The sequence below is a fragment of the Acetobacter ascendens genome (assembly GCF_001766235.1).
Taxonomy (GTDB): Bacteria; Pseudomonadota; Alphaproteobacteria; order Acetobacterales; family Acetobacteraceae; genus Acetobacter; species Acetobacter ascendens.
In genome coordinates, this window is the sequence record NZ_CP015164.1 from 661,764 (window position 1) to 681,516 (window position 19,753).

A 19,753-nucleotide genomic window follows, 5' to 3' on the forward strand; every position below is an offset into this window, starting at 1 on the left:
GCGCTTCAGGCCAAACGGAGCAATGGAATGGGGAGACAGTCGGCAGAGCAAAAAAGGCAAAAAAAGCCCAGCAGCTTTGCAGCAAAGACTGACACAACCCAAGGTTGTTTAAATGCGCTACAAGATGCCCAACCTGTTTTTGAAAGTACAGGCCCCACAGGGCATCGTAAACGTATGCGTCAACGCGTGTTGGTGCAGGGTGCGGGTTCCTTGGCTGATTACGAATTGCTGGAAATGCTGCTGTATGTCGGGGTTCCACGCAAAGATACAAAACCGCTGGCAAAAAGCCTTATCAATACGTTTGGTTCTTTGCTGGCCGTATTGGAAGCGGGGGAAGAAAACCTGCGCCAGATTAGCGGCGTTACGCGCGCAAGTGCTGCGCTTTTGCAAGATGTGGCCTACGTGGCAGATAAATTGCCAGAAAGTGGTGAAGAATCACGCCAGTTTTTGGGAAACTGGGACAGTATTTTAGAATACGCAGACATATATCTGGCAAATGCACCCAGAGGACAGGTGCGTGCTTTGTTTTTGGATAGCCGCAACCAACTGATTGCAGATGAAGCCGTGCCAGTCTTTTTGCATGAAGGTAGCAGCCATGAGGCCATGGCCTGTATCCGGCATGCTGTTGCGCTGGTTTTACAACGTGCGTTGGCTTTGCATGCCTGTGCATTGGTGACTGTGGATTTGGTGGCAGAAAATCAGACATTGGATCAGAGTCTTGCGCAAAACGCGCCTTTTGTAAGGGAATTGCAGCGCAGCGCACCATTATTGGCGGTAGAGGTGCATGATCATATTGCCATTGGATGCGGAGAATGGCGCAGCTTTAACCACCATACAGGGCCGAAACCTTGAAGCGGCCACCCACAAAAACTGGAAAAAAAGCCGTAAGCCAATTTGCTGATGCCACACATTTTAGGCTGAATGTTTCAGCGGCGGAAGCTATTGCGTTTTCAGCCGAAATTTATAGTGGCACAGCGCCAGAACTTCCTGAGGTGGAAGAAACAGATCAGGCTCTGTTATGCAGGCTTATAGTGCAAGCACAGCCGCGTAATGGCAAAGCACAGGAACAGGCACATAATTTATTACGTGAATATGGGAGCTTGTCCGCAGTAATGGCAGCTATAAGCTGGCAGGAGCCAAGTAAAAGTATAAAAGCATTGCCAGAATCTGTGCGTGTTTTGCTAATGTTGGTGCGTGAAGCCGGGCTGCGCATTCAACGCGCAAGATTACGCCGTTCTGGCATATTGGCTGATAGTGCACAGCTTTATGCTTATTTACGGGCTGTAATGGGGCCGGAAAAGCGTGAACAAGTGCGGGTGTTGTTTCTAAATGATAAGCATCAGCTTTTGGCCGATGATATTATGGGGCAAGGCACAGTGGACCATACGCCTGTTTACCCGCGGGAAATTGTATCACGTGCTTTGCAAGTAAAGGCGACCATGCTGGTATTGGTGCATAATCATCCAAGTGGAGACCCAACGCCCTCAGCCGATGACGTGGTGATGACAACGCAAATCTGTGGTGCGGCAAAAATTATGAATATTCATGTCTGGGATCATATTATTGTTGCCGGAGAAAAGTTGTTGAGCATGCGTGAAGCAGGGCTTTTGTAAGCTCTCTGCTTCACGCAATGCCTTAACTGGCTGCTGAATTTTCTTCAGGTTCCGGGGCCGCGGTTTTGGTGGCCAATGGTCCCAAGGCGTCCTGAATACCCAAATCTCCGGGCAGTGCGCTGTAGGGGAACAGAATATTCACATGCCCCATTTTGCGGCCAACACGGGCTTCTTTTTTGCCGTATAAATGCGGAATAAAGCCTTGTGTAGCCATAATCTGCGGCAACAGGGCCATATCTTCCGGCCCAACCAGATTTTTCATGATTGCATCAGAATGGCGCACAGCATGAGGCAGAGGCAGCCCCGCAACTGCGCGGATATGCATGTCAAACTGATCTTGCGGGCAGGCATTCATGGTCCAGTGGCCCGAATTATGGGGCCGGGGCGCCATTTCGTTCACCAGCAGGTTGCCGGTGCGATCAACAAACATCTCAACGCCCAGAATGCCCACTAATTCCAGTTTTTCTGCAATGGTGGTGGCCAGTTTTACAGCCTGTGCGGCAATGTTTGGATCAATAGGGGCTGGGGCCAGTGTAAGGTCCAGAATGCCGTTCCAGTGTCGGTTGAGAGCTGGATCAAAACACCGCACCGTACCATCTGCACTGCGTACCACCATAACGCTGATTTCGCAGGCAAAATCCACCATACCTTCTGCAACCAGAGGATGTGGTGCGAGGGCGTTAAAAGCGTCTTCCAGATCATGGATATGATGCACACGGCGCTGGCCTTTGCCATCATATCCGTTGCGGGTGGTTTTGAGAATCAGCGGCAAGCTAACTTTTTCTGCGGCTTCATGCAGCGTTTTTATGTCTGTAACCGCATGCCATGGTGCTAATGGGATACCAGCAGAAGCAAAAAAAGTTTTTTCTGCTAATCTATCTTGGCTGATGCGCAAAATATGGCCCGAAGGATGCACAGGGCAATGTGTGGCCAAAAGGTCCAACGCATCTGCGCTGATGTTTTCAAACTCAAAAGTTACAACATCAACAGCACTGGCAAACGCATCCAACGCTGCCGGATCATCATACTTACCGCATGTTACGGCGTGAGAAACCTGAGCTGCCGGGCCATTAGCCTCGGTTGTCAGAATATGTGTACGAAAACCAAGGCGCGCAGCAGCAATGGCAGACATACGGCCAAGCTGGCCACCGCCCACAATGCCAATAACTGCATTGGGCTTAAGCGGAGAATGTGAGGAGATCATTTATCTTCGGTAATGGGGGAGTTGGGGACAGAAGCTGTCTGCAATGCGCGCCATGTTTCAAGGCGTGCGGCAAGGGCAGGGTTATGCAGTGCCAGAATAGAGGCCGCCAGCAAGGCTGCATTTTTAGCCCCGGATGCACCAATAGCCAAAGTGCCCACGGGTACGCCGCCGGGCATTTGCACAATGGAAAGCAGGCTATCCATGCCTTTAAGCGCGCGGGATTCTACCGGAACACCCAGTACGGGCAGGCGTGTCCATGCTGCGCACATACCCGGCAGATGTGCGGCCCCGCCCGCACCGGCAATAATGACGTTTAGCCCACGTTCGGCTGCCGTACGTGCGTAATCCGCCAGCCGATCTGGTGTGCGATGTGCTGAAACAATCAGAGTTTCGTGCGGGATTTCCAGCTCTGTTAGCAATGCATCTGCATGGCGCATGGTTTCCCAGTCTGACTGGCTGCCCATGATAATCCCCACAACTGGGGCAGAGGCTGCTTTATCGTCTAAAGCATCGGAAGCGGAGGGCAGGGGGGCGGTTTCGCTCACGGTAGGTATCTATCCGGGTTTTCTAAAGTCTGAGACGGAATGGTTTAGGCGATATCATCAGGGATCAGAAGGCTTTCAACCTTGGTTATCTGATCTTTTAACAGGAGTTTACGCTTTTTAAGCCGCTGGAGATACAGTTGATCAATAAAGGTGGTTTCATGCGTCATCCGGCTGATAACTGTATCCAGATCTCTGTGTTCACTACGCAGTTCATGCAGTTGGGCAAGCAGTAAATCGCGATCTCGCAGCATGATGTCCTGTCTCCTTCACCACTGATGCGGAATCGTGCGCCGGATCTGGCGGCCCGCAGAGTGAATAGCATGCCCGAAGCAGTGTTTACCATGTAAGAGCCGGACGCCAGCCAGGATTATAAAAAAACTTCCATGCTCAGCCTGCATATCAGCAGGGCGCGATATATGAAATTAACATGAACTTTCTTACCCTCGGTACGTTAGCGTTTACGGGTCATCAATCGAGTGGAGGCACCCAAATGACACGCCTTTCAAGGATCGAGAGTCTTAAATCGCGCCATTTCCGTATTGATCAGAAAATTATGAGCGAAGGCGGGCGCCCCAGACCGGACGAGCGCGTGCTGATGTGCCTGAAATTACAAAAACTACGAATAAAGGAAGAAATAGAGCGCCTCTCGGTCTGATACCGTATTTGGCAACTTAAATTGCTTCTGAGGCAGAAAGAATAATCTTCTGCCTCAGGGCATTATCTTACTGGTTTTCGGAAGAGCTAAAGCTTTCCATATCTGTAACAGGTGCAGGAATTTCCTGCCCTTCGCGTTCCAGACGCATATTGGCTTCATGCACAGCAGCGTTCAGATCTGTCTGGCTGCACAGCCCCACAGTTACCGGATCACGCGGTTTAATATTGGGGGTGTTCCAGTGCTGCTTGTTGCGTACTTTGGCAATGGTATCTTTAGTGGTGCCAAGCAGCTTAACAACTTGCTGGTCACTCAGTTGCGGATAGTTGCGCAGCAGGAATGCAATACCATCTGGACGATCATGACGTTTGGCAACAGGCGTATAACGCGCCCCTTTGGAGCGACGACGCACAGGGTTGTTGGACGGCAGAATTTTTAGGCGTGCGTTGGGGTCTTTTTCACAACGCTGGATTTCTTCCTGCTTTAGCTGGTGATTCGCAACCGGGTCATAACCGACAATACCATGGGCCACTTCGCCATCAGCAATGGCCTGCACTTCTAGCGGGTGCATACCGCAAAAAGCGGCAATCTGTTCAAAACTGAGAGCAGTTTTTTCAATCAGCCACACAGCAGTTGCTTTGGGCATTAACGGTAGGGTCGTCATGTTTTTGTATTCCTGTCGTCGGGCGGCGCTTGCGCAGGCACCGGGAACTTGACGGCCCGGAACGTGTTCCGCAGGCCTGCGTGCCTGCCGGCGCGCATCTGTGCCACGATATGGGGGGAGTGGCTGCTTCAGGTCAAGCCGCAATACACATAACGCCTCAATATTCTATACATGAAGTAAGGGGAAAACCGCAGTTTCCCCCTTACTAAGCGCATATAGAATTTATGAGTAAAACTTCAGCAATCAGGCCGCTGTGGCAATAGATTGCTGAGGCTGCTGCTGTGCCTGATTTTTCTGCTCGGTTGCCACCGCACGTTCTGCCTGTGTGGCGCTCACAGTTTTAACAGGAATACGGCGCGGCTTAAGCGCTTCGGGAATGATTTGCTGCACTGTAATGCGCAATAACCCGTTGTTCATTTCTGCGCCTGTTACTTCCACGTGGTCCGCCAGCGCAAAGCGGCGTTCAAACGCACGGCGTGCAATCCCGCGATGCAGAATTTCCCCTTCATCTTGTGGGGCATTAACACGGCCAGACACAACAAGCGTGTTATCTTGCACTACCAGTTCTATATCTTCTGGCCCAAACCCAGCCACTGCCATAGTGAGCGTGTAGCTATCGTTTCCTGTTTTGGCGATATCGTAAGGCGGAAAACTGGAGTTGCCCGGTGAGCGGGCCGCAGAATCCATAACTTGTGCAAGGCGGTCAAAGCCAATTGCCGTGCGAAATAGCGGTGTAAAATCGTAACTCATGTAAGAACCTCCTCGTTCAGCAAGGTTCTGCCGGTTTTGCCAAGACCCCCGAAGGCAATCTGCCCGGCAGCGTTTTTTGGCGGAAACCCCATATGCGGGCATTTCCTTACCCCTGAACGTGGAAAGCCCCGCGCTCTTTTTCAAGAGGCGGGGCTTTTCTGCATACGCAAAGAACTGAAAAATCAGCCTTTTTTGCGGGTGCCAATACCAGCAAAACGCTTGTTGAACTTGGCAACCTGGCCCCCGGTATCCAGCATACGCTGCACGCCTGTCCAAGCCGGGTGAGACTTAGTGTCAACGTCCAGACGGAGCGTGTCGCCAGCCTTGCCGTAGCAGGAGTTCGTCTTGAATTCCGTGCCGTCAGTCATGACAACATTGATTTCGTGATAATCGGGGTGAATGCCGGGTTTCATGAAACTGGTTCTTTCGTTACAGCAGAAAGGGCCCGATACCGACCGGGCCAAGATTGCCGTGCATATAAACGAAATGCGTATGCTGGATCAACCGTTCATTTGCCTTGCTGGGCATGATAATGAAGTGAAGCATATAATAGGCAAATAACAGCGTTTGTGCTGCATTTGCGCTACAGAATAGCTGAAATATTAAGAAAAATGTGTCAATCTTGATACAAGGGCTTGAGGAAAAAGCAGTAAAACGGCTACTTCTGGGCAGATTTTTCAGTATTTAACAGGAATTTTTGTATGGCTGACCTTAAGTCTCACGTCCATGCCCTGGGTTGGGTGGGCGAGTTCCGGGCATTTATCATGCGCGGCAATGTTGTTGATCTGGCTGTCGGTGTTATTATTGGTGCTGCCTTCACATCCATTGTGAACAGCTTGGTAAAAGACATCTTCAACCCGTTGATTGGTCTGCTTATCGGCGGGATTGATTTCTCCAACCTGTTCATCACCCTTAAGGGCCCGCATCTGGCTACTCTGGCAGAAGCCCAGAAAGCTGGTGTCGTTACACTGAACATCGGCCTGTTCCTGAATGCTGTTATCCAGTTCCTGATTGTGGCCGTGGCTATTTTCTGGATGGTTAAGGCTCTTACACGCCTGCACGTGCGTGAAGATGAAGAACCCAAGGCACCGCCGCCGCCATCCAAAACCGAAGTTCTGCTTGAGCAGATTCGTGATGAACTGGCAGCTAATAATAAAGATCAGGCACCTCATCAGGGCTAATACGCCTTATGCCTGCTGCCATTGGTCTAAAATGGCGGCTATGTGATCTGTTCCGGAAAGTGGGATATGGGATATGCTTCTTAGATGAAGCGCTCCCGATCCGGCTTTCCGGTTTTTTTTCGTTCAGCAGTTGCCGTGCTGGCCATATCGGGGCTGGCAGGGTGCCAAAGCTCACGCGGGCTGAAGGTGCAGGAAACACCGCTTACGCTGCTGTACAGTTACGAGATAGCCAATGGCATGGCGCGCGGGCGGATAATGACAGAAGATCTGCCACCAGCCCAAATCTTCAATATTATTACAACAGACAGGAACGCGCTTCTGGCCATTCTGGCGTTTCGGGATAAACCAACGCGGCGTACGTTGCGGCAGGCGGGGCATAAGGTGGAAGATTTTATTGGCGCGGTGGAACAGCCCACACAGCCTCTTTCCCCGGCTTTGTCTGGCCCCATTCTTTTACCACCCCCGCCAACATCTGATTTTATGCGCTAGGCATAAAAAAACGGAGCAGGGTGTATAACCCGCTCCGTTTTTTGTTGGCTGGTTGCCGCAAAATAAGGCGTATCAGCTTTTTTGCTGTGCTGCGGCTGGGCCTGCTTTGGCACCACGCTTCAGCCTGCCTTCTCCCATAAACAGCAGCAATGGCGCTGCAATAAAGATGGAGGAGGATGTGCCCACTACAATCCCGAAGAGCATGGTCCACGCAAAACCAGAAAGCGTAGCGCCACCCCACAATGCCAGCGGAAGAGCTGCCAGAAATACAGTGGAGGATGTGCCCAAAGTACGGTTTAGCGTTTCGTTGATGGAGAGGTTGATCAGTTCCATCAGCGGCATGGTCCGATATTTGCGCAGGTTTTCACGCACACGGTCATACACCACCATCTTATCATTGGTGGAATAGCCCAGAATGGTCAGAATGGCGGCCACCATCACAAGGTCAAACTCAAAACCAGTAATAACTAGAAAGCCCATGGTTTTGGTAAGGTCCAGCACCAGGGTGATGACGGCGCTAAGGGCAAACTCCCATTCAAAGCGGAACCAGATGTAAACCAGAATCATGGCCAAGCTGAGCCCAAGGGCCAGCATACCATTGCGGAATAGCTCGGCAGAAACAGAAGCACCAACAGCATCGGCACGCAGGATGGTGGTGCCCGGTTGTGCATCTGTAACCGCGCGGCGCACCGTGTCCACCACGGCATCGGTATTCTGGTCATCACCAGCATCAAGGCGGATCAGCACATCATCGGGTGCGCCAAAAGCCTGAAGCGATGCGTGGGAGATATGCTGTGCTGCCAGCGCCGTACGCAGCTTGGCAAAATCTGCCGGGCCGCTGGTTTTGGCTTCCACCACAATGCCGCCTCTAAAATCCAGCCCCAGCGTAAGACCGGGGTGGAAGAACAGAATAATAGAGGCAATGGAAAGCACGGCCGAGACAATAAGCCCCATGTACCGGCCACGCATGAAGTTGATATGCGTGTCTTTGCGTACAAAACGCAGAAGAGGACGTCCGAACATAATGGCCTCGCTTCAGACAGGCAGGCTGGCAGGGCGCGTACGCGCATACCAGCGGGCCATAAGCATGCGGGAAAGCAGCAGGGTGGTGAACAGCGTGGTGGCAATACCAATGGTAATGGTGAGCGCAAAGCCACGTACCGGCCCGGTGCCAAATACAAACAGCATGACATGGGCCAAAAAGGCCGTGGCATTACTATCTACAATGGTGGAGGTGGCGCGTTCAAACCCGGTTTGCATGGCAGCCAGAGGTGTGCGGCCACGGGCTACTTCTTCGCGGATGCGTTCGTTAATCAGGATATTGGCATCCACCGCCATACCCAAGGTAAGCAGCATGCCCGCCATACCCGGCAGTGTGAGTGTGGCTTCAAACAGAGAGAGAATAGCCACCATCAGTACAAGGTTGGCCAGCAGGGCGATATCTGCGTACCAGCCAAAGCGGCCATAAAACAGCACCATAAAGACCACAACCAGCAGGAAGCCAACGCCAAGGCTAAGAATACCTGCCCGGATGGAATCGGCCCCAAGAGATGGCCCAATGCTGCGTTGTTCCACCACGCTTAAAGGTGCGGGCAGTGCGCCGGCACGTAGCATAAGAGCCAGATCCGTAGCTTTCTGGGCATCAAACCCACCCGTAATCTGCCCGTTGCCGCCTGTAATGGGTGTGCGGATAAGGGGGGCTTCAATCACCTTGTTATCCAGAACAATGGCGAAGCGTTTGCCAACATTCGTTTGCGTAACAGATGAGAAAGCCCGCGTGCCAACTGAATCGAACGAGAAGCTGACTGCCCATTCGCCTGTCTGCTGGTCAATCACAGCGCCTGCGTTTGTCAGGTCTGTGCCGTCCACATCCACATGGTCAAAAACGGGTAGGGGTCCGCCTTCAGCTGGGTTGGCCATAGGCACAAGGCTCACACCCGGGGGCGGATAGGTAGCGTGTAGCGGGTTGGAATCTACCAGCCGGAAGGTCATTTTGGCCGTGGTGCCCAGCAGCGCCTTGATCCGTTCCGGATCACTGATGCCCGGCAGTTCCACCACAATCCGATCATCACCCTGACGGGTAATTTCCGGGTCTACAGCGCCTGTGCCATCAATACGCCGGCGCACAATCTCGATGGACTGCGTAACAGCTTCCCGCGCGCGGGCCTTAATGGCATCAGCAGAAAGCACGAGGGCGACTGTGCCGTCATCCTGTTTTTTAACGCTGAATTCATTGGGTACAACGCGGGGTAGCTTGTCCAGCGTGGCAACATCCGTATCAGCCTCAGCCGCATCACGCGGTTGGAAGGAGACGGTGTTTTTATCGGCATCCACGTTGGTGTTCTGATAGCCGAGCTGAGATTTTAGCAAGGTATCACGCGTGTTTTCTGCCAGTGTCTGGAGCCTATCGTGCGTAAGGCTTTTAAGGTCAACCTGCATCAGCAGGTAAGACCCGCCCCGCAAATCTAACCCCAGATGGATTTGACGCCATGGTATGGAAGGGAAAGGCTTGCGCATACCGTTGGGTAGGCACAGCAGCAGGCCCAACAGGCACACGCCCAGCACCGAGGCCAGTTTGAGGCGGCTGTAATACATTCTCACCTGATCGCTTGCAGTTTTCTTGCCGGGAACATGCCGCCCCGGCAGGCGGGATGCAACCGTTGTGCTGCATTATTCGCGTTTCATACCTGTTATATGGTCGCCACACCAAGATGTACGTGGCCAAACTGCATCAGTTTGCGGCAAGGCTGCCTGCTGTTGGGGCGGCTTGCATTCGGCTGCGGGGGTGCTACGCCTGCATGCAGTCTTGTAGGGCATAAAAAAGAAGGCGGATTTCATGGCTGAAATACTTAAGGTTGGCGTAATTGGAGCCGGACATTTCGGACGTTTTCATGCCTTGAAAATGCGCCACGTTGCGCGGGAAACACTGGTGGGGCTGTTTGACCCCGATGGCAAGCGTGCTGCCTTGGTGGCAAAGGAAGCCGGATGCCCTGTTATGCAGGATGTAGATACTCTGCTGGCGGCGTGCGATGCCGTAGTGGTGGCAGCCCCGGCGGAATTCCATTTTGAACTGGCAGTGCAGGCGCTGCGTGCGGGCAAGCATGTGCTGGTGGAAAAGCCGATAGCCGCCACGCTGGAGCAGGCAGATTTTCTGGTTAGCCTTGCGCATGAAAGTGGGCTGGTCTGTCAGGTTGGGCATCTGCTGCGTTATTCTGCCGAGCACGATGCCATTACCCAGCGCATCACCCGGCCCCTTTATATAGAAGCCACACGCATTGCCCCCTACAAGCCGCGCGGTACGGATGTATCTGTTATTCTGGATCTGATGATCCATGATCTGGATCTGGTTCTGGCTATTGTAGATAGCCCCATTGCACAGGTGGATGCCTTGGGTGCGGCTGTAAGTTCCGCGCATGAAGATATCGCCAATGCGCGTGTGCGGTTTGAAAACGGCTGTGTGGCCACCATTACTGCCAGCCGTATTTCCCTTAAAACAGAACGGCGCATGCGCCTGTTCTCTGAGGAAGGTTACCTGTCCGCCGATTTCGTAAAGCGGGAACTTACGATGATTGGCCGTGACCGCGGCCTGCCGTTGCCGGGCACGGGTGGATTCCGGCGCGAGCATATCACGTGGAAAGAGCATGATTCGCTGTTGGCTGAGCACGAAGCTTTTGTTGCTGCGTGCCTGGATGGTGCCCCTGTGGTGGTGGACGCAAATGCAGGTCGGCGTGCTCTGGCGGCGGCTCTGGCCGTGGCAGATGGTATTGCCGAATCTCGCCGTCGGATGGAACTTTCCGGACTGATTCAACCCTAATACTGCCGGACGAAAAACCATCCCACAGAAGCGGGAGAAAACCGCCAGTTTCAAAATTTCAAGCCCCTTTTTCTGGCTTTGTGTGCAAAATTTCACTAGATATAGGGGGCGAGATAGAGCACAAGCACGAGATATGGTGCGGAGGCATAGCCTCCCCATCTGACCCCAAAATTGACGCAGAAAATAGCGGAGTAACCCAACCATGACCCTGATTGACGTACAGGAAAATGACATTCGTCGTTCCTCGTCCGGGGGCGCAGAAGCCGGAGAACCCGATCTGTTCAATGCTGGTAAGATGGAAGATATGGTGCAACTGCCTGGCCACCATCAGGTGCGGGTAGACCGCTCTCGGGATGCGCTGCTGACACCTTTTGGCAAAGCCACTCTGGATAACCGTTACCTGCTGCCAGATGAAGGGTATCAGGATCTGTTCGGTCGTGTGGCCTCGTATTACGGGGCAGATGCAGCCCATGCTCAGCGTATTTATGATTACATCAGCAAGCACTGGTTCATGCCGGCAACGCCTGTTCTGTCTAACGGCGGAACATCACGCGGCCTGCCTATTTCCTGCTTCCTGAACGAAGCCAGCGATAGCCTGAAGGGCATTGTTGACCTGTGGAATGAGAACGTCTGGCTGGCCAGTAAAGGTGGCGGCATTGGCTCCTACTGGGGCAACCTGCGCTCTATTGGTGAAAATGTTGGCCGCAATGGCAAAACATCGGGTGTTATTCCGTTCATCCGCGTGATGGATAGCTTAACACTTGCTATCTCTCAGGGCTCTTTGCGCCGTGGCTCTGCCGCAGTGTATCTGCCGGTCTGGCACCCGGAAATTGAAGAATTTATCGAACTGCGTCGCCCTACAGGAGGAGACCCCAACCGTAAGGCGCTGAACCTGCATCACGGTGTGCTGGTGTCAGACGCCTTCATGCGGGCAGTGGAAAATGATGATGAATGGGCGCTGATTTCCCCTAAGGATAGCAGCGTTATCCGCAAGATTTCTGCCCGTGGATTGTGGATCCGTATTCTTACGGCCCGCATGGAGCAGGGTGAGCCCTACATTGTGTATTCCGACCATGTGAACAATGCACGACCGGAACATCACAAACTGGCCGGGTTGGAAGTAAAAACCTCCAATCTGTGTTCCGAAATTACGTTGCCTACCGGGATCGATCATCATGGCAAGGCGCGTACGGCTGTGTGCTGCCTTTCCTCCCTCAATCTGGAAACATGGGATCAGTGGAAAGATAATCCGCAGTTTATTGAGGACGTGATGCTGTTCCTCGATAACGTGTTGCAGGATTTTATTGATCGCGCGCCAGAAGATATGCACCGTGCCAAATATGCAGCCATGCGTGAACGTTCTGTTGGGCTAGGTGTTATGGGCTTCCATACCTTCCTGCAAAGCCGCAACGTGCCGTTTGAAAGCGTGATAGCAAAGGTTTGGAATCGTAAGATTTTCAAGCATATTCGTGAGCAGGCAGATGCAGCCTCCCGCAAGTTGGCGGAACTGCGTGGCCCATGCCCGGATGCTGAAGAATACGGCATTATGGAACGCTTTTCTAACAAGATGGCCATTGCGCCCACGGCGTCTATTTCCATTATTGCTGGTAACGCCAGCCCGGGAATTGAGCCGATTGCGGCCAATGTATTCTTGCAGAAAACGCTTTCCGGTTCCTTTACAGTGCGGAACAGGCATTTGCAGAAGCTGCTGGAAGAAAAAGGGCAGGATACGCCGGAGGTGTGGTCTTCCATCACCACCAGCAAAGGCAGCGTGCAGCATCTGGATTTCCTGACCCAGCAGGAAAAGGATGTGTTCAAAACCGCGTTCGAACTGGATCAGCGTTGGGTGGTGGAACATGCGGCAGATCGCCAGCCGTTTATCTGCCAGGCACAATCCGTTAATCTGTTCCTACCAGCAGATGTGCATAAGCGGGATTTGCACCAGATCCACCACATGGCTTGGAAGAAGGGGCTGAAATCTCTGTATTATTGCCGCAGCCTATCTATTCAGCGTGCAGATACAGTCAGCAACGTTCTGGCCAAGAATGATGTGATGAATGTGGATTCATCTCAAGCATCGTCAGGTTCCGCATCAAGCGGGAATGACTACGAAGAATGCTTGGCCTGCCAGTAAGCATTGGCCACTAACAATTTGTTTATAAAAGAAATATGACGGTTTCCTTCGTGTTGCCGTCAAGGGAGGCAGCATGAGCGAGCATATGTCTGGTCAGGAGCCGCAGCAGGAACAGAAGTTTGATCTGCTGACAGCCAACCCGGTTTACAAGCCGTTCCGCTATCCGTGGGCGTATGATGCGTGGCTAACGCAGCAGCGCCTGCACTGGCTGCCAGAAGAAGTGCCTCTGGCTGATGACGTAAAAGACTGGCACCGTGTTCTGAACGAAGGTGAGCAGCATCTGGTTACGCAGATTTTCCGCTTCTTCACCCAGTCCGATGTGGAAGTGAACAACTGCTACATGAAGCACTACAGCCGTGTGTTTAAACCCACGGAAGTGCTGATGATGCTTTCAGCGTTCTCTAACATCGAAACCATCCATATTGCAGCGTACAGCTACCTTCTGGATACGCTCGGCATGCCCGAAACCGAGTATTCCGCTTTCCTTAAATATAAGGAAATGAAGGATAAATACGATTACATGCAGACGTTCACGGTGGACAGCAAGCATGAAATCGCCAAAACGCTGGCAGCCTTTGGGGCCTTTACAGAAGGGCTTCAGCTTTTTGCATCTTTTGCAATTCTGCTAAACTTCCCACGCTTCAACAAGCTTAAGGGCATGGGGCAGATTGTGTCATGGTCTGTGCGTGATGAAACACTGCACTGCCTTTCCATTATCCGGCTGTTCCGTGTGTTCATTCAGGAAAATCCTGAACTGTGGACAGAGCAACTGCGTACGGAGCTGACAGATATCTGCCGCACCATTGTAGAGCATGAAGAGGCCTTTATTGATCTGGCCTTTGAAATGGGGGCAGTAGAAGGGCTAAATGCGGATCAGGTGAAAACCTATATCCACTTTATTGCAGACCGTCGCCTTACCCAGCTTGGGCTGGAGCCAATTTATAATACCACAACCAACCCGCTGCCGTGGCTGGATGATATGTTGAATGCGGTGGAACACACCAACTTCTTCGAAAACCGCGCTACGGAATACAGCCGTGCCTCCACATCCGGCACGTGGGAAGAAGCATTCGAAAACTCAGTTTTCGAATAAGCAGGTTATAGCCCTGGTAACGGGGCACCTTCTTCCAGAACTGTGCGGGCAGTGGGTGTAAAAGCCCCATCTGCTTCGTGCAGTACCAGCCCTGCCAGAACACGGGCAGGGCTTTTTACGCCTTTACGGGCCTGCACCAATACAATGCGCGATTCTCGGCCAGCTTTTGGCCAGAAGGGATACAGCGTAACGCCCCCAAATTCGGCTTTGCTTAGGCAGAAAATAGCTTGGTCTGCCAGTGCCGCAGGCAGGGCAAGCGTAAGGCTGCCTTTGTGGCGCAGGATTCGGGCAGCGCCTGCAATCCATGTGGGTAAAGTATCTGCCCCCATACGCCGGGCCAGATCACGCCGCGGATGCGCCGAGGCCGTGCCTAACGGCGCATGCCACGGCGGATTCGCCATGCAGTGGTCAAAATATTGTTCGGGCTGTGGCGTATCTGCCAGAAAAACATCGGGAAATGTGGCGTTCAGAATCCTGATATTCTGCTGATGGTTGGCGGCCATGTTTTGCTGGGCCAAGGTTGCCGTATCGCTTTCTTTTTCCACACCCGTGCCATGAATGGTGGGGATGCGGTGAAGCAGGCAAAGCAGCCCGGCCCCAGCGCCACAGCCAATTTCCAGCACATGCTGGCCTTTGCGGGCAGGTACGGCGGCGGCCATAAGCACGGGTTCTAGCCCGGTGCGATAGCCTTGCAGAAACTGGCTATAGGAGATACGGCCACGCAAAAGCGTTCCGGGAGTAATGGCAAAACGAGCTGGCATGGTTTCCGATGGGAGCTATGTGTCTGGCTGGCTTGAATTCGTAGGCGCTTGACCGTTTTTCAGGTGCCTCGCATATAGAAGAACGTCAACTCATCCCATGGCTGGGGGATAAAACGTTTGGGTGTTGCAATCAGTCTGTCAGAAGCAGGCAGAACCACAAGCCAGGATGGATCTGGAGTTTCAGTGAGTAAACCAGGAGAAGCAGGCCTGAAAGCGCTGGCCGATTATCTTGCGTCGGACATGCTTGCCTGCAACCAGGTCATTGTAGACCGTATGCAAAGCCCCGTGGCACTTATACCGCAGCTTGCGGCCCATCTTGTGGCAGCAGGCGGTAAGCGGCTACGGCCCTTGCTCACTTTGGCTGCGGCCAGAATGTGCGGTTACAATAATCAGGATGGGCGCATGCGGCATGTAGAAATTGCCGCGTGTGTGGAATTCATTCACACAGCCACGCTGCTGCATGATGATGTGGTGGATGACAGCCAGCTTCGGCGTGGGCTGGCAAGTGCCAATGCCATTTTTGGCAACAAGGCTTCCGTGCTGGTGGGGGACTTCCTGTTTGCGCGCTCTTTCCAGATTCTGACAGCCGATGCCTCGCTGAGTGTGATGGCGATTCTGTCTGCGGCTTCTGTCACACTGGCGGAAGGTGAGGTCATGCAGATGACCACGCAGAACGATCTTTCCACATCGGTGGATCAGTATCTGCAGGTTATCTATGGCAAAACAGCGGCTCTTTTTGCGGCTGCGTGCGAATCCGGCGCCGTAATTGGTGAAGCCACACCAGAACAGCGTGAAGCATTGCGCATGTATGGTGCCAATTTGGGCATGGCTTTCCAGCTTGTGGATGATGCGCTGGACTATGCGGCAGATCAGGCCACGCTGGGTAAGGAAGTGGGGGATGATTTCCGTGAAGGAAAAGTCACCCTGCCTGTTCTGGCGGCTTATGATGCAGGGAATGAGGAAGACCGCATTTTCTGGCGTCGGGTGATTGAAGAATGCGATCAGCACCCCGGAGATCTGGAAGCTGCGTTGGATCGTATTGCAAAAACAAATGCGATTGGGATTACCCTGAAGTGTGCGGAAGATTACGCCGCCAAGGCGCGTGAAAATCTTTCCATGTTCCCAGATGACACATTGAAAAACTTGCTGCTGGAAACCGCCAGCTATTCTGCCAGCCGCGAACGTTAAGAACGGCTGTGTATTGGGGGCTGGCTATTACAGGTGTTAGTAATAGCTGGCTTCTACCTCATTCACATCTTCCCATAATGCGGCGGCACTGAACCTGTAAGGTTTTAAGTGTGTGAACAGGGCTTCATCATCAGGTAAAGCAGTAAACCATGCGCAGGGATGTGCGTGGGTTTTTTGTGGCAAATGAGCCAGCAGGTTACAGGTATGCCGTGCCACAGCCGGTGCGGGGTCTAGCCACGTTAAACCGGGTGGGGAGAGCGCACGCAGGCGGTCCAGCACAAAGGTATAATGTGTGCAGCCAAGGCCTATGGCATGCAGCCTGTTAGAATCCGGGTGAATAAACAGCCCTTCAATTTCTTGCAAAATCGTAGAATCAGGCACATCCTGCCCACGGAAGGCTAATTCCGCACATCCAGCCAAGCCGGGTGCTGCGTGGGCAATAAGTGTGCATTCCGGTGCGTAAAGCGTATGGAGGCGCGAAAGGTAGGGCCGCCGCACGGTGGCACGTGTGGCAAGCAGCCCAATCACCTTGGTTTGGGTGATACGCGCAGCCCAGCGTATGGGCGGAACACACCCTACAAAAGGCATATCAGGCCACGCAGCCCGCAAGGCTTCCAGCGCCAATGTGCTGGCTGTGTTACAGGCCACCACCACAGCTTGAGGCTGAAGACGCCGAATGGCCTGAGAAAGCAGGAAGACGATTCGCTCAATCAGAAAATCGTCATCCTGTTCGCCATATGGAAAAATGGCGGTGTCGGCCAGATAATCTACGCAGACATCTGGCGCCAGCGCTTGAATGGCCCTGACAATACCCAAGCCCCCAATTCCAGAATCAAATGCCAGAATATGCCGGGGGCCGGAAAGGGCAGGGCCATCTATCTGCACCGTTTTATTTATCCTTGTTGGCTTTAAATGCAGCCGCTTCTTCCAAGGTGCCAACGCCACCGTGGCGGGCAGACCAAGCGCAAGGGTCTTCCAGAAAACGCCGCACTTCTGATGCCGCTTCTTCAGAGAAGTATGGCCGTGTAGAGCATGCTTCCAGCACATCCCACCATGTGCATAGAGCGTGCAGAGATACGTTCATTTCTGCCAGCGTGTTCTGCGCGCCGGGGAAAACGCCGTAATAGAATACAACAAATGCGTGGTTGATAATGGCACCAGCATTACGCAGCGCGTTGGCAAATTGCACTTTGGAGCCACCATCGGTGGTCAGGTCTTCCACCAGCAGGGTGCGCATGTTTTCGGGCACATCGCCTTCAATCTGGGCGTTGCGGCCAAAACCTTTGGGCTTTTTGCGCACATAAGCCATTGGCAGCATCATGCGGTCTGCCATCCATGCGGCAAACGGAATACCTGCGGTTTCACCACCCACAACGGCATCCAGGCTTTCATACCCAACATGGCGACCGATTTTTTCCACCCCAAGTTCCATAATTTTGGCACGGGCGCGGGGGAAGAAGATAATGCGGCGGCAATCAATATAGACGGGAGATTTCCAGCCAGAAGTTAGGGTATACGGGTCTTCTGGGCGGAAATTTACGGCTTTGATTTCCAGCAGCAGGCGAGCGGTGGTTAGGGCCGCGTCGCGGTCCCAGTCGCTGGTCTCAGCGGGGTGGGCAGAGGCCACGCCTGAGGGTGATGTCATGTGCGCATGTCCTTGAATTTGGCGGTTGTCTATATGTGTTTGGAATAACGCCGCGGGCGTGGAAAATCCATGCCTGATATGGCAGTTTTCCTGCATATGCATGCCAGATAAATACGTGTGCGGCGTATGAGTGAAAAACTTGTGATGTTCAAAAGCTCACGAATTGATTTTTGCACCTTGCTTATATGGCGGATGTAGCGTTTAATCATCTCCAGTTAAGATTGATTATCAGTTAAGGAATATGCCGTGGCCGCCGAAGCTAATCGTATCGCGCGCAAGTGTGAGCGGGCCGTTATAACGGCTTACAAGGAACTGCGCGAAGTTGGGACAGCGGATGTTACGGCATTTAATGCCTGCACTACCCTGTACCGCATTCATCACCCTGAAGCATCAGTGAATGAGGCGCGCCGCCTTGTATCTGAATGGATTGATCATCACGTTGTTCGTATGGATTCCGGGCCAACCAAAGGGTGTGACTGTAACTAACGCACCTAAGGCGCATAACCCGATGTAATCAGACGCATGTTCCGCTAGGGCATGCGTTTTTTTTATGCCCAAATATGATTGGGTGTCTTTGTGGTGCAGAAGCATAAGACAAACAAAAAGCCGGTCTCCCTTAGGGGAAGCCGGCTTTTTGGGGTTAGGTACTTTTACCGTTTGACAAGTGGCACATAGTCACGCTGCGGTGCACCAACATAAAGCTGGCGAGGGCGACTAATACGCTGGCCCGGTTCTTCAATCATTTCCTTCCACTGGCTGACCCAGCCGGTGGTGCGGGCTACGGCAAACAGCACGGTGAACATGCTGGTGGGGATGCCCATGGCCTTGAGAATGATGCCGGAGTAGAAATCCACATTCGGGTAGAGCTTGCGCTGCACGAAGTAATCATCGCTCAGGGCAATTCTTTCCAGCTCAACAGCCAGATCAAGCAGCGGATCATCCTTAATGCCCAGTTCTGTCAGCACTTCGTGGCAGGTCTGCTGCATGATCTTCGCACGTGGGTCAAAGTTTTTGTAAACGCGATGGCCAAAGCCCATCAGCTTCACGCCGCTGTTCTTGTCCTTCACTTGCGCAATAAAGGCGGGGATGTTTTCTTTTTTGCCAATCCGCGCCAGCATTTTCAGCACGGCTTCATTGGCTCCGCCATGGGCAGGCCCCCACAGAGCGGCAATGCCTGCGGCAATACATGCAAACGGATTAGCACCCGTAGAACCAGCCAGACGTACGGTAGAGGTAGAAGCGTTCTGTTCATGATCAGCATGCAGGATCAAAATCCGGTTCATGGCGCGGGCCAGAACAGGGTTGACCTTGTAAGGTTCGGACATGCGCGCGAACATCATGGACAGAAAGTTTTCTGCGTAGTTCAGATCATTCCGCGGATAAATAAAGGCTTCACCCTGCGTGTATTTGTAAGCCCATGCCGCAATAGTTGGAATTTTGGCAATCAGCCGCATGGCGGCCAGATCCCGGTTGGCGGGAATGGCAATATCGTTGGCATCTGGGTAGAAGGCAGACAAAGCCCCAACCGTGCCGCACAGAATAGCCATGGGGTGGGCATCACGCCGGAAGCCGTTAAAGAAGTTGCGGATCTGCTCATGCAGCAGGGTGTGGTTTGTAAGGGTGTTGGTGAAGGTGTCGTACTGTGTCTTGTTTGGCAGTTCGCCATTCAGAAGCAGGTAAATAACTTCCTCATAGGAAGCATTTTCCGCTAGCTGGGCAATGGGGTAACCACGGTGCAGCAGAACGCCCTTGTCGCCATCAATAAAGGTGATTTTGCTGTTGCAGGCGGTTGTTTCCCCGTAACCTGGGTCAAACGTGAAAACGCCCAGTTGTGCAGGAAGTTTGCGGATGTCAACAACATCCGGTCCCAGAGTGCCTGAAAGCACAGGCATTTCGGCGGATTTTCCATCAACCGAAATGGTAGCGGTAGATAGCTTACCTTCTTTCTGCGACGCGCTCATTAGTGTTTCCTTTTGCATGTTTGGGCCACGGTCGCTGCTGCGGCCTGTTCGTTCCACTT

The 19,753-nt window shown here is 52.9% G+C and carries 21 protein-coding genes and 1 pseudogene; 10 read left to right on the forward strand and 12 right to left on the reverse strand.

Annotation, left to right across the window (positions count from 1 at the left end):
• Positions 1-27 precede the first annotated feature (27 nt).
• Both A4S02_RS03190 and A4S02_RS03195 read left to right on the forward strand, forming a co-directional pair.
• Positions 28-852 carry a JAB domain-containing protein gene (locus A4S02_RS03190; protein ID WP_070322928.1) on the forward strand — a complete coding sequence of 275 codons (825 nt, stop codon included), beginning with the start codon at positions 28-30 and terminating at the stop codon, positions 850-852.
• The gene (locus tag A4S02_RS03195; protein WP_070322929.1) at positions 849-1,613 is read left to right on the forward strand and encodes a JAB domain-containing protein; all 765 of its coding nucleotides are present in this window, start codon (positions 849-851) and stop codon (positions 1,611-1,613) included. Before A4S02_RS03190 ends, A4S02_RS03195 begins: the two co-directional genes overlap by 4 nt.
• A 22-nt stretch (positions 1,614-1,635) precedes the next feature.
• Here the strand turns inward: A4S02_RS03195 and A4S02_RS03200 are convergent, their stop codons facing one another.
• The 3 genes from A4S02_RS03200 to A4S02_RS03210 are packed head-to-tail and all read right to left on the reverse strand — an operon-like array spanning position 1,636 to position 3,613.
• A complete protein-coding gene (locus A4S02_RS03200) occupies positions 1,636-2,817 on the reverse strand; it encodes a 5-(carboxyamino)imidazole ribonucleotide synthase (RefSeq protein ID WP_070322930.1) in 1,182 nt (393 codons plus the stop codon).
• Entirely contained in the window at positions 2,814-3,362 is a 549-nt protein-coding gene (purE, locus tag A4S02_RS03205; RefSeq protein WP_019090138.1) for a 5-(carboxyamino)imidazole ribonucleotide mutase, read from the reverse strand. Before purE ends, A4S02_RS03200 begins: the two co-directional genes overlap by 4 nt.
• A 44-nt stretch (positions 3,363-3,406) precedes the next feature.
• Positions 3,407-3,613, reverse strand: a complete 207-nt coding sequence (locus A4S02_RS03210) for a YdcH family protein (protein ID WP_019090139.1) — start codon at positions 3,611-3,613, stop codon at positions 3,407-3,409.
• A gap of 239 nt (positions 3,614-3,852) precedes the next feature.
• Between A4S02_RS03210 and A4S02_RS03215 the strand changes: the two genes are divergently transcribed.
• Positions 3,853-4,017, forward strand: a complete 165-nt coding sequence (locus A4S02_RS03215) for a YdcH family protein (RefSeq protein WP_080585990.1) — start codon at positions 3,853-3,855, stop codon at positions 4,015-4,017.
• A 67-nt stretch (positions 4,018-4,084) separates the two neighbouring features.
• Here the strand turns inward: A4S02_RS03215 and A4S02_RS03220 are convergent, their stop codons facing one another.
• The 3 genes from A4S02_RS03220 to rpmE all read right to left on the reverse strand — a co-directional run bounded on the left by A4S02_RS03220 (position 4,085) and on the right by rpmE (position 5,841).
• Positions 4,085-4,678 carry a DUF1013 domain-containing protein gene (locus A4S02_RS03220; RefSeq protein WP_026019489.1) on the reverse strand — a complete coding sequence of 198 codons (594 nt, stop codon included), beginning with the start codon at positions 4,676-4,678 and terminating at the stop codon, positions 4,085-4,087.
• A gap of 243 nt (positions 4,679-4,921) precedes the next feature.
• Positions 4,922-5,428, reverse strand: coding sequence for an Hsp20 family protein (locus tag A4S02_RS03225; RefSeq protein ID WP_019090142.1), 507 nt, complete (start codon positions 5,426-5,428; stop codon positions 4,922-4,924).
• 182 nt (positions 5,429-5,610) lie between these two features.
• Positions 5,611-5,841: a 50S ribosomal protein L31 gene (rpmE, locus tag A4S02_RS03230; RefSeq protein WP_019090144.1), complete on the reverse strand. Its 231-nt coding sequence runs from the start codon at positions 5,839-5,841 to the stop codon at positions 5,611-5,613.
• Between the two features lie 288 nt (positions 5,842-6,129).
• Between rpmE and mscL the strand changes: the two genes are divergently transcribed.
• Together mscL and A4S02_RS03240 are read left to right on the forward strand one after the other, a co-directional pair.
• Entirely contained in the window at positions 6,130-6,609 is a 480-nt protein-coding gene (gene mscL / locus A4S02_RS03235) for a large conductance mechanosensitive channel protein MscL (RefSeq protein WP_070322931.1), read from the forward strand.
• An 84-nt stretch (positions 6,610-6,693) separates the two neighbouring features.
• Positions 6,694-7,098, forward strand: coding sequence for a hypothetical protein (locus A4S02_RS03240; protein ID WP_019090147.1), 405 nt, complete (start codon positions 6,694-6,696; stop codon positions 7,096-7,098).
• A 72-nt stretch (positions 7,099-7,170) separates the two neighbouring features.
• Here A4S02_RS03240 and secF read toward each other — a convergent pair whose 3' ends face one another.
• Positions 7,171-8,121 carry a protein translocase subunit SecF gene (gene secF, locus A4S02_RS03245; protein WP_070322932.1) on the reverse strand — a complete coding sequence of 317 codons (951 nt, stop codon included), beginning with the start codon at positions 8,119-8,121 and terminating at the stop codon, positions 7,171-7,173.
• A 12-nt stretch (positions 8,122-8,133) separates the two neighbouring features.
• Positions 8,134-9,699 carry a protein translocase subunit SecD gene (gene secD, locus A4S02_RS03250; RefSeq protein ID WP_208858911.1) on the reverse strand — a complete coding sequence of 522 codons (1,566 nt, stop codon included), beginning with the start codon at positions 9,697-9,699 and terminating at the stop codon, positions 8,134-8,136.
• A gap of 235 nt (positions 9,700-9,934) precedes the next feature.
• Here secD and A4S02_RS03255 point away from each other — a divergent pair, with 235 nt between their 5' ends.
• The 3 genes from A4S02_RS03255 to A4S02_RS03265 all read left to right on the forward strand — a co-directional run bounded on the left by A4S02_RS03255 (position 9,935) and on the right by A4S02_RS03265 (position 14,139).
• Positions 9,935-10,912 carry a Gfo/Idh/MocA family protein gene (locus tag A4S02_RS03255; protein ID WP_070322934.1) on the forward strand — a complete coding sequence of 326 codons (978 nt, stop codon included), beginning with the start codon at positions 9,935-9,937 and terminating at the stop codon, positions 10,910-10,912.
• 202 nt (positions 10,913-11,114) lie between these two features.
• A complete protein-coding gene (locus A4S02_RS03260) occupies positions 11,115-13,046 on the forward strand; it encodes a ribonucleoside-diphosphate reductase subunit alpha (RefSeq protein WP_070322935.1) in 1,932 nt (643 codons plus the stop codon).
• Positions 13,047-13,119: 73 nt separating this feature from the next.
• Complete coding sequence (locus A4S02_RS03265; protein WP_003622956.1) at positions 13,120-14,139, forward strand: ribonucleotide-diphosphate reductase subunit beta; 1,020 nt, start codon at positions 13,120-13,122, stop codon at positions 14,137-14,139.
• Between the two features lie 5 nt (positions 14,140-14,144).
• Here A4S02_RS03265 and A4S02_RS03270 read toward each other — a convergent pair whose 3' ends face one another.
• Positions 14,145-14,900 (reverse strand): tRNA1(Val) (adenine(37)-N6)-methyltransferase, encoded by a 756-nt coding sequence (locus tag A4S02_RS03270; protein ID WP_070322936.1) that lies wholly within the window; start codon positions 14,898-14,900, stop codon positions 14,145-14,147.
• Positions 14,901-15,017: 117 nt separating this feature from the next.
• On the opposite strand from A4S02_RS03270, the gene A4S02_RS03275 reads away from it, so the two are divergent.
• Positions 15,018-16,088: a polyprenyl synthetase family protein gene (locus A4S02_RS03275; protein WP_070322937.1), complete on the forward strand. Its 1,071-nt coding sequence runs from the start codon at positions 15,018-15,020 to the stop codon at positions 16,086-16,088.
• Between the two features lie 16 nt (positions 16,089-16,104).
• Here A4S02_RS03275 and A4S02_RS03280 read toward each other — a convergent pair.
• Together A4S02_RS03280 and A4S02_RS03285 are read right to left on the reverse strand one after the other, a co-directional pair.
• Positions 16,105-16,973, reverse strand: a pseudogene (locus tag A4S02_RS03280) (glutamate racemase); the annotation flags it as partial.
• Positions 16,974-16,977: 4 nt separating this feature from the next.
• The gene (locus A4S02_RS03285; RefSeq protein WP_012812827.1) at positions 16,978-17,733 is read right to left on the reverse strand and encodes an orotate phosphoribosyltransferase; all 756 of its coding nucleotides are present in this window, start codon (positions 17,731-17,733) and stop codon (positions 16,978-16,980) included.
• Between the two features lie 246 nt (positions 17,734-17,979).
• Here A4S02_RS03285 and A4S02_RS03290 point away from each other — a divergent pair, with 246 nt between their 5' ends.
• Complete coding sequence (locus A4S02_RS03290; protein WP_003622965.1) at positions 17,980-18,219, forward strand: hypothetical protein; 240 nt, start codon at positions 17,980-17,982, stop codon at positions 18,217-18,219.
• Positions 18,220-18,383: 164 nt separating this feature from the next.
• On the opposite strand, the gene gltA is transcribed toward A4S02_RS03290, so the two are convergent.
• Positions 18,384-19,694 (reverse strand): citrate synthase, encoded by a 1,311-nt coding sequence (gene gltA, locus A4S02_RS03295; protein WP_070322939.1) that lies wholly within the window; start codon positions 19,692-19,694, stop codon positions 18,384-18,386.
• Positions 19,695-19,753: the final 59 nt, after the last annotated feature.

Coding starts and splice junctions, on each gene's coding strand:
- A4S02_RS03190 (WP_070322928.1), top strand. CDS start 28: ATGGGGAGACAGTCGGCAGAGCAAAAAAGGCAAAAAAAGCCCAGCAGC.
- A4S02_RS03200 (WP_070322930.1), bottom strand. CDS start 2,817: ATGATCTCCTCACATTCTCCGCTTAAGCCCAATGCAGTTATTGGCATT.
- A4S02_RS03210 (WP_019090139.1), bottom strand. CDS start 3,613: ATGCTGCGAGATCGCGATTTACTGCTTGCCCAACTGCATGAACTGCGT.
- A4S02_RS03215 (WP_080585990.1), top strand. CDS start 3,853: ATGACACGCCTTTCAAGGATCGAGAGTCTTAAATCGCGCCATTTCCGT.
- A4S02_RS03220 (WP_026019489.1), bottom strand. CDS start 4,678: ATGACGACCCTACCGTTAATGCCCAAAGCAACTGCTGTGTGGCTGATT.
- A4S02_RS03225 (WP_019090142.1), bottom strand. CDS start 5,428: ATGAGTTACGATTTTACACCGCTATTTCGCACGGCAATTGGCTTTGAC.
- rpmE (WP_019090144.1), bottom strand. CDS start 5,841: ATGAAACCCGGCATTCACCCCGATTATCACGAAATCAATGTTGTCATG.
- mscL (WP_070322931.1), top strand. CDS start 6,130: ATGGCTGACCTTAAGTCTCACGTCCATGCCCTGGGTTGGGTGGGCGAG.
- A4S02_RS03240 (WP_019090147.1), top strand. CDS start 6,694: ATGAAGCGCTCCCGATCCGGCTTTCCGGTTTTTTTTCGTTCAGCAGTT.
- secF (WP_070322932.1), bottom strand. CDS start 8,121: ATGTTCGGACGTCCTCTTCTGCGTTTTGTACGCAAAGACACGCATATC.
- A4S02_RS03255 (WP_070322934.1), top strand. CDS start 9,935: ATGGCTGAAATACTTAAGGTTGGCGTAATTGGAGCCGGACATTTCGGA.
- A4S02_RS03260 (WP_070322935.1), top strand. CDS start 11,115: ATGACCCTGATTGACGTACAGGAAAATGACATTCGTCGTTCCTCGTCC.
- A4S02_RS03265 (WP_003622956.1), top strand. CDS start 13,120: ATGAGCGAGCATATGTCTGGTCAGGAGCCGCAGCAGGAACAGAAGTTT.
- A4S02_RS03270 (WP_070322936.1), bottom strand. CDS start 14,900: ATGCCAGCTCGTTTTGCCATTACTCCCGGAACGCTTTTGCGTGGCCGT.
- A4S02_RS03285 (WP_012812827.1), bottom strand. CDS start 17,733: ATGACATCACCCTCAGGCGTGGCCTCTGCCCACCCCGCTGAGACCAGC.
- gltA (WP_070322939.1), bottom strand. CDS start 19,694: ATGAGCGCGTCGCAGAAAGAAGGTAAGCTATCTACCGCTACCATTTCG.